The following is a 15,167-nucleotide window of genomic DNA, read 5'->3' as shown; positions in this document are numbered from 1 at the left end:
TCCTTATGTATACGAAATATACTATCAATCGTTTCATGAAAATTGAGATAATTGGATTTAACTGGTGAACTTACATGACATTTTTTAACCTGACATTAAAATATCTCATTCCTTTTGTTGTGCCTTTCATCTCAAAAATACCTTTGCGGATCAGCTCTAAAATGCGGTACTCGATAAATTCATCTCCGATGTTCTCCTCCAGATGGCCAATGACTTCGCCGATCAAGCTGAGACAGTTGATAAAGGTGTTGGCTGAACGGTTTTTTTGAAGCTGAGCCAGTTTTTCGATTATGAACGAATCAAAAAAATCCTCCTTCACGCTTTTGATTCTACCGTCTTCCCATACCCGCAACACGCTTGTCTGCTGAGACAGCGCTGTCCATTCCTCTGCAAGGCGCCGTCCTTCAGCGGCTGTCACAGCCGCCTGATCCCCTTGTTCATAAATGAATCTCAGGTTTTCATCATTCAATTCACCAGAACTCCGGGTATGGGGGAAGAACTTCGTCGTATTCAAATGGAAAACAGCCAGGTTCATTTGTCGGAGGATATGGTGTACAAACCTCAGTCCAGTCTGTTCGTGTGCATGATCTCCTGTCCATATAAAGACAGAGGCTTGCTCAGGAATGCCGGACAATGCAGAAACCGCCACTTCAAAACGGCTGTATCTCTTTCCAGACTCGTGAAATCGGTCATTCAGATATGTTTTCAACCATTCATAACGATTGACCCTGCCTTCTTTGGCTTCCAGCTTTTGAAGCGGTCCGATGGAAAATAATTCAGGCAGAACGATCAGACTCTTTTCATGGGTTCCTCCCGACTGTTTGAGCATCATGTTTATACTGCCGCCGGCAGACTCGCCGAAGGCAATGTGAACGATATTGTTTTGCATCATAATCTCCTTTTATTGAAAGTTGTAATAGCAACCTGATCAGCGCGATGCACGGTATATATTAAACTCGTTTCTTTTACTATAAAATAAAAGGTAACACAATTAAAAAAGCCCCCATTCCGCCATTCAATAAAGGGCAGAACGGGAGCTGAAAAAACGGCCTTTGCTATTCCAGCTGTGATGGATACAGCGTCATGCCGCCGTCAACGAATAAAGTCGCGCCCGTTACATAGGCGGCTTCTTGCGACACAAGCCATGCCGCTGCGGAAGCCACTTGTTCAGGCTCGCCAAATTCGTTCATGGGTATCTTTTTCAGCTGTTCCGACTTGCGGCTTCCCTCCAAGTCTTCATTGCTTTCGGTCGCAATCGTTCCCGGCGCAATCGCATTGACGCGGATTCCTTTGTCCGCATAGTCTAGGGCAAGCGTTTCTGTTAACAGCTTCATTCCGCCTTTTGAAGCGGAGTAGTGAACATTTTTCGGTCTCGGAATTTGCTGATGAACGCTGGATATATTGAGTATGCTTCCTTTCATGCGGCGGTCCGCCATATATTTTAAGGCTTCGCGTGCGCAGAGAAACGCACCGGTTAAATTAACGTCGATCACTTTCTGCCACTCATCAAGCTCAAGTTCGTGCGGAAAGGCGCCCGCGCCGTTAAATCCTGAATTATTGACCATAACATCAAGTGAACCAAAGTGTTCAACTGCTGAATTAATCAGCTTTTTCACGTCCTCTTCGGAAGACACGTCAGCTTCTATCGCAAGGGCGTTTCCGCCCGCTGCTTGAATATTGTCGACGGCTTCCCGTGCGCCTCCGGGATCGCTGTGATAATTGACAACCACATTCATCTTTTCTTTTCCAAACCGTTCTGCAACCGCCTTGCCTATACCTTTTGAAGAGCCGGTCACAATTGCTGTTTTTCCTTTTAAATCACTATACAACCTAAACACCCCTCAATTTCTTTTCTCCATGTACATTACCCGGTATCAATATATGATCAAACAAAATGTTAATACACACCTTTAGTATGATCTTTTTTAAACATATGGAAAATTCAGAATTATTTTGTTAATATCTAACTTGTACTTACAACAAAATAAGGAAGTGATATGATTTGGTTAGTAAAAAGAGTGTTAAACGAGGTTTGATCACAGGTCTCATTGGTATTTCTATTTATTCTTTAGGTATGCACCCGGCCCAAGCCGCGCCATCGCCTCATACTCCTGTTTCAAGCGATCCTTCATACAAAGCGGAAACATCGGTTACTTATGACCCAAACATTAAGAGCGATCAATACGGCTTGTATTCAAAAGCGTTTACAGGCACCGGCAAAGTGAATGAAACAAAGGAAAAAGCGGAAAAAAAGTCACCCGCCAAAGCTCCTTACAGCATTAAATCGGTGATTGGTTCTGATGATCGGACAAGGGTCACCAACACAACCGCATATCCGTACAGAGCGATCGTTCATATTTCAAGCAGCATCGGTTCATGCACCGGATGGATGATCGGTCCGAAAACCGTCGCAACAGCCGGACACTGCATCTATGACACATCAAGCGGTTCATTTGCCGGTACAGCCACTGTTTCGCCGGGACGGAACGGGACAAGCTATCCTTACGGCTCAGTTAAATCGACGCGCTACTTTATTCCGTCAGGATGGAGAAGCGGAAACACCAATTACGATTACGGCGCAATCGAACTAAGCGAACCGATCGGCAATACTGTCGGATACTTCGGATACTCGTACACTACTTCATCACTTGTTGGGACAACTGTTACCATCAGCGGCTACCCAGGCGATAAAACAGCAGGCACACAATGGCAGCATTCAGGACCGATTGCCATCTCCGAAACGTATAAATTGCAGTACGCAATGGACACGTACGGAGGACAAAGCGGTTCACCGGTATTCGAACAAAGCAGCTCCAGAACGAACTGCAGCGGTCCGTGCTCGCTTGCCGTACACACAAATGGAGTATACGGCGGCTCCTCGTACAACAGAGGCACCCGGATTACAAAAGAGGTGTTCGACAATTTGACCAACTGGAAAAACAGCGCACAATAATACACGAAGACAGCCCGCTTCCTTTTGGAACGGGCTGTCACATCTAACGGCCGTATACTTAATTTCCTTTAAGCCTGTACTTTTTGCCATCTATTGATATCGTGAAATTTGAAGGACCGCTGATCGGCAAATAATAGACAAGCTGAAACTCCGCTTCCTCACCAGGTTTAATGGTTTTCCAGATTGATAGAGTCACTCTGATGCGGTGGAAATCTACTGTCAGTCCGCCAATGTTCGGTCCCGTATGCCCTTTAGAAATCACTTCAACATGATCGCCGCTCCAGCTTCTAAACCGAGGGGAAGTGGATGTCGGCGCATCAAATTCGATAAAAGAACCTCCCGTAATCGTGACATCGCTGTTGTTGATCAGCTTCATCACCGGGTGGATCGGGTAATTTTGATCTCCTAACGGAAAGTTCGTCAACTCTACTTCTGCATCTAGTGATTCATCAGGCAAAGGTGATGTGCTGAGTCGATTATCGTATGGTGTTGTATCCGAGAATTTATGATACATCGTTCTCGTTAAGGTATTGCCGATACCGTATTCTCCTTTACTGCCGTTTCGTTCGGGATACCAGTCATAATCACCGCTCAAATCCCAAAACATGACACCCCCGATTCCTTTATCAATGACATAATCCGCCTTCGTTTTGATCGATTCCTCATCCTCTGTCGATAGAAATACTTTCTTTTCTGGATTCCAAAGCCAAGGCGCTGCCAGCCCTGCGTCATAATGCCTTTTATAAACGCCTGTCAAATCAGCCTTGCTCAATCCATACCTTTCCAGATAAGAACCAGCAATGCCCTTTTCAAGGTTTTTGGCGTGCCACATCGGGTTTGCCCCTGCTCCAATTTCATTCCCCTGCTCATCTTTATCGTGCCAAATATTATCGATTCCGGTTGCTCCGTCACCGCATTGCCTGAGTCCCTGAGGGCAATCTGCGCTTTTGGCTCTTCCCCACAGCCCATTTGCTCCGCCGGTCACATTTTTCCAGCCTCTCGTATAATAAGGCACACCGATATTGATTCGTCCCGATTCTACTGCCCCTCTAAAATAATGGTAAGCCCAGTCCGTATTTAAATATCCGATCCCTTCGTATTCCGGCGTAGTATAAATGTTGGACTGCTTGAGTTCGGCATCTTCGCCGTTATCGAATAAAGAAGCGTTCGGTCCGACAAACTCATTCCAGGCTCCATGAAGATCGTAGGACATGATATTGACATAATCGACATATCGAAGCGGCTTAAACGTTTCCATCCCCCTCAGTAAATATGCCGAGGATGGTGCTGCAATGGTCAGCATGTAGTACTTTCCATCTTCAGCGGACGCTTGATCAAGCTTTTCTCTTAATGTTTTCATCAATGCCTCAAAGCTTTTATTTAACCCGTTGCGCCGCGGATTGGCGATGTTCCAATCTGCCGGATTCCCTGCATCCTGCATCGATGTAGGGTACTCATAGTCAATATCGATTCCATCGATCTCATATTTTCTGAGAAACGCAACGACCGATTCCGCAAAGGTGTGAATACCCTTGTGGTTTACAGATCCATCTCCATTCGTTGTCATCGAGTAAAAGCCGCCGCTTGGAATTCGCTTTCCGTCCTTGTCGACATAGCCGCCGGTTTCGGCCCAACCGCCGACAGCGGCCAAAACCTTCACATCCGGGTATCTATCTTTATATTGATGGATAAGGTTAAAATGCCCCTTATACGGCAAGGTTTGATCCATTTTTACATCGGGATGCTCCGGCCAAGTCATCCCGATGGACGGGTTGTTCTCATCTGCCTCTTCTCCGACTGAAATCCGATGATCTTCCCCGATGTGGGCAAACGCATAATTAATGTGGCTCAAGTACTTCCAGGGGATATCGCTTACTAAATAACGATCTTGATTTCCTTTTCCCGTACGCCAGCTCGTAAAGTAACCGATGATTCTCCGGTCTAACTGATTGGCCAGCTTTTCACGGCCGTCCTTGTCGTATACATCGCAATACGGCACATGTTCAACGCCCGAGTCCCATAGCCCTTCCGGACGGCAGTCCGGTCTTTCGCTTGAAGTCTCTGCGGAAATCTGCCGGTTCGGGATAAAAAGCGCGAGGAGCAGCATACAAGATAAAAAAGATGAAGCGGCTTTCTTCATGTTTACTCAGACTCCTTTGTCCATAAAGAGAGACGTGAGAAGCTGTTCCCCAAATCTCTCTTTATCGTTTTCTATCCATTTGACTTTCTCTTATTCGCAGCCTCCGATCAGCCGCCATACGCCCCATTCACCGGATTGATCAGGCCGGTCGCCTTTCGTCCACCATTTCGCTTCATACACTTTTCCGTTAAATGCAACCCGCTCTCCGCCTGTGTATGCGCTCGTCTCTTTCCATTCGTCATATGAACAGGCTTGGTCAGAATTCGTCGTGACCTCTACCGTTGGTCCGGCATGGAGCTTTCCATCCGCATCCTTTGCTGAAACAGTAAATGAGTAGGCCGTACCCGGCTTCAAGCCGCCTATTTCCGCTGATGTTTCTTTTACAGATATCGACCGGTTTTCAAATGACACGACATATTCCGCAATGTTTGCTCCGCTGCTCGGCGCATCCCACGCCAGGCTGACACTTGTAGCAGTTTTTCCGGTTACACGCACATTCACAGGTGCCGATGAAGGCGGCTCCGGATTGCCTCCGTCCGGTGCAAAATCTAAATCGGCTGCCAATTTATTGAGAAGCGTCCGATTGGAATCGCCGCTGAAATCCCAGAACATTGCTCCGCTTAATCCGTTTGCTTTAATAAAATCCGTTTTGTGGCCGAATGATTGTTCATCATCATAAGTGATGAAATTGCCATTTTCCGCATTATACAAAAACGGCACTTTTGCTTGATCGTTCCAATACCTTTTATAGCCGTTTTGATTCACATAGTTCCTTTCAAGATCTGAAAAATCGAATACGCCCTTTTCCCATGTCCCTTCTTTAGCCGGTCCGCATTTCTGATATTCTCCGTGCCCCCCTGGTTCACAACCGCTCCAGCCCCTTCCGTAGAACGGTGTTCCAAGCACTAATTTGTCACCCTTGACACCGGCTTCCTTGTAGCGTTTCACAGTGTTTTCAATATTGTAGGTCTCAGCGTTTGGAACGCCTGCTTCTTTCGCTTTTGGATCATAGAACAGCGGTGCATTATGGGCGCTTATGCTTTGCCATCCGCCATTAAAGTCATAGGTCATAATGTTAATCCAATCCACGGTTTGAGCGATTTTATCGAGCTCAGTGTTGCTTACATAATCGGGACTTGCGCCGGATGCGATCGTCAGCAAGTATTCCTTGCCGTCTTTTGCTTCTGCAGCGTCAAGTTTTTTGCGCACCTCTTGCAGGAGCAGCGTGTAGTTTCTTTTATCTTCCGGACGTGTGCTGTTCCCCGGCAATCCTCCGCTGACCGGATATTCCCAGTCAAGATCGACCCCGTCAAACCCGTATTTCCTTAAAAACTCAACGGCCGAAGCGGCGAAATTCTCCCTTGCCGCAGGATCTGCCGCGACATCTGAAAAGCGGTTAGACCAAGTCCACCCCCCGACCGATATGAACGTTTTCAAATGAGGGTGGCTCTTTTTCAGCTTCAACAATTGTTTAAAGTTGCCGCGGATCGGTTCATCCCAGACATCCCCGGGATTTGACTTTTGTGCGTCAATCCAGGGATCGCCCATCACGATTGTTCCATTTGGCGCGTCGATCACTCCGTTTTCATCCTGGCATGACCACGTTTGAGGATTGGGGCCTGTCGGATCAGGGTTTCCATGCCTTCCCTCCCAGCAAATATCAGCAAAGGCATAATTAATGTGGCTGACTTTCGAAACGTCCATATCCCAAACTTGAAAATCCCTTCCATAAGCACCCCATGATGGATAGTAGCCGATGATTTTATAGTTTTTTCCGGAATCGGCTTTTGCAACTTCCCCATTCACAAATGAGAGGCTCAGCATCATAACAAAAATGAAAGAAAAAACGAAAAACTTTTTGCTTTTGTTGATCAACACGATTTTCATCTCCTTTACAAGCAATTTTTTGGCAAGCTATGAAACTAGAACTCTCTTTTTCCTCACCGCCTTTTTTGCTGGTTTTATATTTTTCCTTGTCATCTAATAGCAGCAGATACATTGAAGACAACAAGGGAAAACGCTTACATAAGTGAGATTGACAACATCATTTCATCAAAACTTTGGCGTTTGAAAAAGCTGGTTGTGCAGAGGGTGAAACACGTATAGACGTCTATACATTTAAGTGTAAAAGAAGACTTTCCAATGATGAAGAATGCATAAATTTGTTATGACAAATTTATATTAATCAGAATTTTCCAAACTGTAAATATGAAGTATTTGACTAAACAACCGCCGCTTCCTACCCCATTTCACATCTTATTAAGCCAAGGAATAGAAGCGGCATCTCTTTCATAGACCGGCGTAAGACGTGAGGCGAATATCCGGACAGTGTTGTAAAGCGGCTTTGAGAGAAGGTTCCGTCAGCAGTGAAAGTTCATATGCCCGAGGATAATGGAAGGACGATTTTTCAAGCAGACATTTATCGACATAAGCCGGATGGCACATCACTTCAATCACAGCTGCGTCTTGATAATCATTAAAGAAGCTCGATAGATCCTTCAATCGGTCGACTTTCAGCTCAAAAGCATCGTTAGACCTTACACCCTTCCACAGTGAAGGATGGTCATGATTGACCTTTCTGCAAGGCAGATCATACTCTTTCGCAACCTCTACAAACACCTCAGGGAGATTTCCGTATGTATGAATATGATGATGGCTGTCGATATGTGTCGGATTTAAACCGCAGGACAAAGCCTTCTCTATTTGCGCTTTCCACTCTCGATATACTTCCTCAAGATCAATGTCGAAAAAACCTTGGTAATACAAAAGCTTGCGAAAATTCCCTTCTTCATCTGTTATCGTATGCAGTCCGCCAAGAATCGGACGCCCGGCCGTCAATGTCAAGTGGATCCCGACTCCGAGTTCTGGATTTTGCCGTGCGAGTTCGACGGCATGATCCGCTTCTTGCATATTGACCATGAGGGTAGTCGATGTGAGGACCCCGTGCTGGAAAGCTTCAATAATGCCAAGGTTGACTCCCCTTGAAAATCCAAAATCATCTGCATTTATGATTAGAGATTTCACGCTTTCATTTCCCCCTTTGTCCATAATCGCGTTCAATGAAGAACTCAACGCGGTCACCGCGAAAATAGGCCATAGAATACTCGACAACCTCTTCAGACGCCAAAAATGTTTGCGTCGATATCTGGAAGCAAGGCGTGCCTTGTGTAATATTTAAATGGTGTGCAATCTCCTCATCAGAAATCACAATCTTGATTTGCTCCTCTGTTCTTTTAATGTTGTTTCCCTGCCTGCTGATGCACTGGTAAAGTGAGATATTCGCCATTTCTTCCGTTACTTCGGGTACGAGATCCGTTCTGATATAGGCTGTTTCAAACTGGATTTCTTCATCGTCTGCATAGCGGATTCTTTTTACTTGATAGACCATTTGTTCAGCGTCGATTCCGAGACGGGTTTGGAGTTTTTCGGACGGCTTTATTTTTTGCAAATCAACAACCTTGATTTTCGGTTTAAAGCCTTGAGCCTTCAATTGTTCTGCATAGCGGAGGCTGCTGGAGCTTAAGATCTGCTTTACTTTTCCTTTGGCGACAAATGTCCCTTTTCCCTGCTTTCGGTAAATAGCCCCTTCCATAAGCAAATGATTCAGCGCGGTCCGCAGCGTCGTCCGGCTGACATCATAAATTTTGCAAAACTCGGACTCCGTCGGCAACAGGCTGCCCGGCGGATAATAACCGCTTTCAATCTTATCTACAATATCTTGTTTAATTTGACTGTGGAGCTGTGGTTGTTTCGCCATACATTTTCTCCTTTGGGGTGAGTTCGTAATTATAGAATAACACAAAAAGTTCCCCCAAAAAACAATTTGTTATAACAAATATGTATGGACAAATTTGTTATAACATGTTAAGTTTCAATTGTGTGAAGCGCTTTCATAAAAGAGAGTTAAGGAGGGGGATTATGGCGCTGAAAGTAGTTGTTATAGGCGGAGGTTCCAGCTACACACCAGAAATCATTGAAGGCATCATCAAACGGCATCATCAATTTCCAGTGAATGAGATTGTACTGGTTGATATCGAGGAGGGCAAAGAAAAGCTTCGCATCGTCTCAGAACTCGCGAAGCGAATGATCAGACATGCGGGGGTTCCCATCGAACTGAGCCATACAATAGATCGGGCAAAAGCATTGAAAGGCGCCGATTTCGTAACGGTTCAAATCAGAGTCGGCGGACTGAAGGCGAGAGCTTTAGACGAAAAAATTCCGCTCAGCCACGGCCTGATCGGCCAGGAAACAAACGGGGCGGGCGGCATGTTTAAAGCTTTGCGCACAATTCCCTTTATGCTGGATATCGCCCGCGATATTCATGAGATTTGTCCCGAAGCATGGCTGATTAACTTTACCAATCCGGCGGGCATCGTGACGGAAGCTTTGCTGAAGCACGGACCTCATCAAAAGGTCGTCGGGGTATGCAATATTCCTTACAACATGAAAAATAGCATCGCAGAAATTTTCGGCGTGGATGTAAACCTCGTCATGATTGAATTCGCGGGCATCAATCATTTTGTTTTCGGAAAAAGAGTTTGGATCGACGGGATCGACCGGACAGAAGAGACGATTGAGCTTCTGTTGAATGATCACTTCGGCTACTCGCCTTCCAATATTGCGGCGCTGCCGTGGAATCGCCAATTTTTGCGGTCTTTGCGAATGCTTCCGAGCCCTTATCATCAGTACTATTATCAACATGAAGATGCGCTCGCAAAAGATATCGAAGCGTACAATAACAAAGGGACGCGCGCAGAAACCGTCATGGAAGTGGAGCGGCAGCTGTTTGAGAGATACAAAGACGCCAAGATCCATGAAAAGCCTAAAGAACTGGAAAGCCGCGGCGGAGCTTACTATAGTGAATCAGCCTGCTCATTAATGAACTCGCTTTATCATCATTCAATGGATATTCAGACCGTGAACACACTGAATAAAGGAAGCATACCAGACCTTCCAGATGATGCGGTGATCGAAGTCAACAGTGTCATTACAAAAAGCGGACCGATTCCCCTGACCGTCGGAAAACTGCCCGATGCCATCAGCGGGCCGATCATCTTGATGAAAAAATTTGAACAATTAGTGATTGAAGCTGCGGTCACCGGCGACTACGATACGGCATACTTAGCCATGATCACCAATCCATTGGTCTCTTCTGATCACAAAGCTCAAAAGGTGCTCGATGAAATGCTCGAGGCTCATAAACGTTATCTCCCGCAATTTTTTGAGGAGGTCCGTGCACATGAAACAAAATAAAATGATGGCATTCATCGAATCAAACATCATGCCGATCGCCGGAAGGATCGGTTCCCAAAGGCACCTGATTGCAATACGCGACGGATTCATCGCCATTATGCCTCTTATCATCATCGGTTCCCTCGCCATCCTGGTCAATAATTTTCCAATACCGGCGTTTCAAAACTTTATGACCGGTCTTTTCGGCGAGGGATGGACGGCTGTCGGCGGAGCGATATGGAATGGCTCTTTTGCTCTGTTGAGCCTTTTAGCCGTTGCGGCTGTCAGCTTCAAGCTGGCCGAGTCATATCACACAGATGGTCTGTCTGCCGCATTAATCGGGGTTGGCGCATTCGCCGTGCTTACACCGACCACTGAAGACTTTGGCTTCTCAATGACTTGGCTGGGAGCCCAAGGTCTGTTCGTCGGCTTAATCGTGGCTTTGCTGTCGACAGAAGTCTTCCGGCTGTTTTCCAAAAATGAGAAATTGAAAATCAAAATGCCTGAAGGAGTGCCTGACGGCGTCACAAAATCCTTGAATGCTCTATTGCCGGCTGCCGTCATCTTATCCACTGCCGGGCTATGTAACGCTCTGATCGTTCACTTTTCGGGGCAAAGCATCCATGAGCTTGTTTTCAGCACGATTCAAGAGCCGCTTCAAGGCCTTTCCAACACGGTTGGGTCAGCCTTGATTTTTACTTTCTTGAATCATTTGCTCTGGTTCTTTGGATTGCATGGAACAAACATCCTCGGGCCGATCATGGAATCCGTCTACCTCCCGCTCATTCAGGAAAATCAGCACTTATTCTCGCAAGGAATGAGCGCTTTTGAAGTGCCGTATATTGTGACAAAGCCTTTCTTCGATTCTTACGTATTTATGGGGGGATCGGGAACAACATTGGCTCTGCTTGCCGCCATTTTAATTGCCGTGAAATCGAAGCACTACAAAACGATAGGAAAGGTGTCTCTCGCACCCGGCCTTTTTAACATCAATGAACCCGTTCTGTTCGGCCTTCCTATTGTATTAAACCCGATCATGTTCATTCCGTTTATCTTGATTCCATTAATTTTGACGATTACATCATATATCGCTTTGGCTTCCGGTCTCGTCCCGAAAACTGTGGCGATCCTTCCGTGGACGACGCCTCCGATTGTCAGCGGATATCTTGTCACCGGAGGATCAGTCCGAGGGGTCTTTTTGCAAATCTTCAACCTGGTGCTGGCCACCCTGCTCTACCTCCCGTTTATAAAAGCGGCTCAACGTTCCGCCTTGCACCAGACAGAAAATGAATAAATAAGGAGTGAATGTTATGGCAGATACACTTCAATTGGAACAGGTCTCATTTGAAATCATCCTTCACGCCGGAAATGCGCGTTCTTCTGCAATGGAAGCGTTGCAGCTTGTGAAACATCACGAATGCGAAACCGGTTATCAAAAGATACAAGAAGCAGAATCGGAGCTGAACCAAGCGCATCAGGCACAAACCCGCCTCCTGCAAAAAGAAGCACAGGGCGCAGGCCTTTCACCCAATCTATTATTAATCCATGCTCAGGACCATTTAATGACAGCCATAACTGTAAAAGATTTGGCGAAAGAAATGATTGATTTATATCAAGAGCTTGGGAAAGGAAGAGAAAAATGAAGATCGCACTTGTATGTTCAGCCGGAATGTCTACGAGTATATTGGTAAAAAAAATGCGGGAAGAAGCGGAAAACCGTTCATTGAAGGCGGAAATTAATGCGTATGCTGAGGCAGATTTGCCAAGCGATCTGGATGAAATTGATGTGATACTGATTGGTCCGCAGGTCCGGTATTTAAAAGGGCAAATGACAGAGCGTGCCAAGCCGTATCATACACCCGTGGCCGTCATTGACCAAATGGCTTATGGAATGATGGACGGGGCAAAAGTGCTTAATCAAGCAATCAGCCTTGCAACCTGATGCTTTCCGCAAAGAACCTCGTTTCCTTTGAAAACGGGTTCTTTTTTATATTTGAAGTTTAAAAGAATGATTTTTTGAAAGCGTTTGATTTTGTATAATAATTGGTAAAGGATGTGATCATACATGATTTCCTCACAAGTGAGATCCAAGCTGATTGAGATTGTCGGCTCTGCCAATTATGACGATTCGAACGCCGGACGGCTCGTCTATTCCTATGATGCGACACCACAGTTTCAATCGATGCCTGACGCGGTCATTGCCCCGCGCAGCAAGGAAGAAGTATCGCGAATCGTGAAAATCTGCAACACGCACCGCATTCCGATTGTGCCGAGAGGTTCAGGTACAAACCTATGTGCCGGCACATGCCCGACTGAAGGGGGGATTGTCCTCCTGTTTAAGCATATGAATCAAATTTTAGAAATCGATGAAGAAAATTTAACGATAACCGTCCAGCCCGGTGTGATCACACTTGACTTAATTCACGCCGCTGAAGAAAAAGGATTATTTTATCCGCCCGATCCGAGCTCAATGAAGATCTCGACAATCGGCGGGAATATTAACGAAAACTCAGGCGGCCTCCGCGGCTTGAAATACGGAGTGACCCGCGATTATGTCATGGCGCTGGAAATCGTTCTTGCAAACGGGGACATCATCCGCACCGGCGGCAAGCTGGCCAAAGATGTTGCCGGCTATGATTTGACGCGTCTGTTCGTCGGTTCTGAAGGAACGCTCGGCGTCATCACTGAAGCAACATTAAAACTCATCCCGGCACCCGAAACAAAAAAAACCGTCCTCGCTCTCTATCAAGATATCGACTCTGCAGCACAAACTGTTTCAAATATCATTGCACATAAAATCATTCCGACGACACTCGAATTTCTCGACCAACCTACGATTCAGGTGATCGAAGACTTCGCGAAAATCGGCCTTCCCGTCCATGCCAAAGCGGTTCTCCTGATCGAACAGGACGGCACCGAAGATGCAGTTCGCCGTGATATCGCCGTGATTGAAGAGATTTGCAAAAAAGGAAATGCTGTGTCCGTTCAAACTGCGCAAACAGAAGCTGAAGCGGAAAATCTTCGGGAGGCCCGCCGCACCGCCCTTTCGGCTTTAGCGCGGTTAAAGCCGACGACCATTCTGGAGGATGCTACGGTACCGCGTTCTGAAATTGCTGAAATGGTAAAAGCGATTAATTCGATCGCCGAAAAGCACCAAATATCGATTTGTACATTCGGGCACGCAGGCGACGGCAACCTTCATCCGACCTGTACGACAGATGTCAGAAACAGTGAAGAAATGAAACGGGTCGAACAGGCTTTTGAAGACATCTTTAAAAAAGCGGTTGAACTGGGAGGAACAATTACCGGAGAACATGGGGTCGGCGAAATGAAAGCCCCCTATTTGGAACTGAAGCTGGGCAATGCGGGAATCGCCGCCATGAAGGCGGTAAAACAGGCATTGGATCCAAACAACATCATGAATCCCGGGAAGATATTTGCGAAAGACTCCCGCAAGCGAGTGGTGGTGACAAGATGACGACAGCTGACGAAAGAAAGGTCATTGAACAGCAGTTTAAACAAAGAATGGATGAGGAAGAGCTGCTGAATTGCATGCGCTGCGGCTTCTGTCTGCCGTCATGCCCCACCTACATCGAATCCGGTTTTCAAGAAAGCCATTCTCCGCGCGGACGCATCGCGCTCATGAAAGCGGTCGTCGATGGGACGATCGAGCCTGATGAGGATGTCGAACGGTCACTCGAGCTTTGCCTCGGCTGCCGCGCGTGTGAACCTGTTTGTCCGTCAGGCGTAAACTACGGACGCTTGCTTGAAGAAGCGAGAGATATTATTCAGCAGAACAAAAAGCACGCCTTTCCGGTTAAAGTGCTTCGCCGCGCAGTATTCAAAGGGCTTTTCCCCCATCCAAACAGAATCAGGGCGCTGACCGGAATGCTCGGCTTGTATCAGCGTTCCGGCATGCAAAACGTGATTCGCAAATCCGGCTTGCTCCGGCTTTTGCCGGACCACCTCGCGAAGATGGAGGCGGTTTTGCCGAAGGTTCCTAATATGAAACAGCTGAAAAAACGGCCGCACCTGCTCCCTGCGATCGGGGAGAGAAAAAAACGGGCCGCCTTTTTCTCAGGCTGTCTCATGGATACGCTGTTTTTGGATACGAATATGGCAACCATTGAGCTGCTGCGGCTGGCTGGCTGCGAGATCATAATTCCCGAACAGCAGACCTGCTGCGGCGCCCTCCACGGACACAGCAGCGAAAAGTCTGAGGCCATCCTGCTCGCAAAACGAAATATTCAGGCATTCGAGGATTCAAACGCGGACTTTATCATAACAAATGCAGGCGGATGCGGAGCTTTTTTAAAGGAATATGATCATCTCCTGAAAGATGACTCCGAATGGCGGGAACGGGCAGCATCTTTCACAGGAAAATTGAAAGACTTTTCTTCCGTCTTGTTGGAACTGAACTTCGATCAGCAATCCCTTGAACTGCCGGAGCAAATCGTCACATACCAAGATTCGTGCCATTTGCGAAATGTCATGAAAACGTCCGCTGAGCCGAGACGCCTTATTCGCAGCATCAAGGGCATTGAATTCAAGGAAATGAAAAATGCCGAAAGCTGCTGTGGATCAGCCGGCATTTATAACATTGTCGAATCCGAAATGTCGATGAAAATTCTCGATACTAAAATGGAAGCAGCAGCAGCGACCCGGGCCGCTACGATCGTTACGGCTAATCCCGGATGTCTGCTGCAAATGAAGCTCGGCATTGAACGAGCAGGACTTACAGACCGAGTGAGAGCCGTTCATCTGGCGGATTTATTACTGGAAGCCGTCCAGAAGTGACCAGACTGGCTCACACCTGTATATTTCTCGGGAAATAAATCGAAA

13 protein-coding genes are annotated in these 15,167 nt (G+C 46.7%); 7 read left to right on the top strand and 6 right to left on the bottom strand.

What is annotated here, in order from left to right; translation table 11 throughout:
- Nucleotides 1–70 precede the first annotated feature (70 nt).
- Entirely contained in the window at nt 71–889 is an 819-nt protein-coding gene (locus tag TRNA_RS23195) for a DUF1835 domain-containing protein (RefSeq protein ID WP_011197523.1), read from the bottom strand.
- A gap of 166 nt (nt 890–1,055) precedes the next feature.
- Nucleotides 1,056–1,829 (bottom strand): glucose 1-dehydrogenase, encoded by a 774-nt coding sequence (locus tag TRNA_RS23190; RefSeq protein ID WP_003178692.1) that lies wholly within the window; start codon nt 1,827–1,829, stop codon nt 1,056–1,058.
- A 173-nt stretch (nt 1,830–2,002) separates the two neighbouring features.
- Here TRNA_RS23190 and TRNA_RS23185 point away from each other — a divergent pair, with 173 nt between their 5' ends.
- Nucleotides 2,003–2,953, top strand: a complete 951-nt coding sequence (locus TRNA_RS23185) for a trypsin-like serine peptidase (RefSeq protein WP_003178689.1) — start codon at nt 2,003–2,005, stop codon at nt 2,951–2,953.
- A 58-nt stretch (nt 2,954–3,011) separates the two neighbouring features.
- Here TRNA_RS23185 and TRNA_RS23180 read toward each other — a convergent pair whose 3' ends face one another.
- From TRNA_RS23180 to TRNA_RS23165, 4 genes are all read right to left on the bottom strand, one after another.
- Nucleotides 3,012–5,093 (bottom strand): glycosyl hydrolase family 18 protein, encoded by a 2,082-nt coding sequence (locus TRNA_RS23180; RefSeq protein ID WP_011197522.1) that lies wholly within the window; start codon nt 5,091–5,093, stop codon nt 3,012–3,014.
- 90 nt (nt 5,094–5,183) lie between these two features.
- Nucleotides 5,184–6,980, bottom strand: coding sequence for a glycosyl hydrolase family 18 protein (locus TRNA_RS23175; RefSeq protein ID WP_011197521.1), 1,797 nt, complete (start codon nt 6,978–6,980; stop codon nt 5,184–5,186).
- Nucleotides 6,981–7,382: 402 nt separating this feature from the next.
- Entirely contained in the window at nt 7,383–8,117 is a 735-nt protein-coding gene (gene chbG, locus TRNA_RS23170) for a chitin disaccharide deacetylase (RefSeq protein WP_003178679.1), read from the bottom strand.
- A gap of 4 nt (nt 8,118–8,121) precedes the next feature.
- A complete protein-coding gene (locus TRNA_RS23165; protein ID WP_009330260.1) occupies nt 8,122–8,850 on the bottom strand; it encodes a GntR family transcriptional regulator in 729 nt (242 codons plus the stop codon).
- Nucleotides 8,851–9,011: 161 nt separating this feature from the next.
- On the opposite strand from TRNA_RS23165, the gene TRNA_RS23160 reads away from it, so the two are divergent.
- From TRNA_RS23160 to TRNA_RS23135, 6 genes are all read left to right on the top strand, one after another.
- Nucleotides 9,012–10,346, top strand: coding sequence for a 6-phospho-beta-glucosidase (locus tag TRNA_RS23160; protein WP_011197520.1), 1,335 nt, complete (start codon nt 9,012–9,014; stop codon nt 10,344–10,346).
- Nucleotides 10,333–11,619: a PTS cellobiose transporter subunit IIC gene (gene celB / locus TRNA_RS23155; RefSeq protein WP_003178673.1), complete on the top strand. Its 1,287-nt coding sequence runs from the start codon at nt 10,333–10,335 to the stop codon at nt 11,617–11,619. The genes TRNA_RS23160 and celB overlap by 14 nt, the downstream gene beginning before the upstream one ends.
- A gap of 16 nt (nt 11,620–11,635) precedes the next feature.
- Nucleotides 11,636–11,968: a PTS lactose/cellobiose transporter subunit IIA gene (locus TRNA_RS23150; protein ID WP_003178671.1), complete on the top strand. Its 333-nt coding sequence runs from the start codon at nt 11,636–11,638 to the stop codon at nt 11,966–11,968.
- Nucleotides 11,965–12,267 (top strand): PTS sugar transporter subunit IIB, encoded by a 303-nt coding sequence (locus tag TRNA_RS23145; protein WP_003178669.1) that lies wholly within the window; start codon nt 11,965–11,967, stop codon nt 12,265–12,267. The genes TRNA_RS23150 and TRNA_RS23145 overlap by 4 nt, the downstream gene beginning before the upstream one ends.
- Before the next feature lie 123 nt (nt 12,268–12,390).
- The gene (glcD, locus tag TRNA_RS23140; RefSeq protein ID WP_003178667.1) at nt 12,391–13,803 is read left to right on the top strand and encodes a glycolate oxidase subunit GlcD; all 1,413 of its coding nucleotides are present in this window, start codon (nt 12,391–12,393) and stop codon (nt 13,801–13,803) included.
- A complete protein-coding gene (locus TRNA_RS23135) occupies nt 13,800–15,122 on the top strand; it encodes a (Fe-S)-binding protein (RefSeq protein ID WP_009330262.1) in 1,323 nt (440 codons plus the stop codon). Before glcD ends, TRNA_RS23135 begins: the two co-directional genes overlap by 4 nt.
- The last annotated feature ends 45 nt before the right edge of the window (nt 15,123–15,167 follow it).

The organism is Bacillus licheniformis DSM 13 = ATCC 14580 (genome assembly GCF_000011645.1).
Classification (GTDB): domain Bacteria; phylum Bacillota; class Bacilli; order Bacillales; family Bacillaceae; genus Bacillus; species Bacillus licheniformis.
Note: the sequence above shows the minus strand (reverse complement) of the source record. Positions and strands in the feature narration are given on the sequence as shown.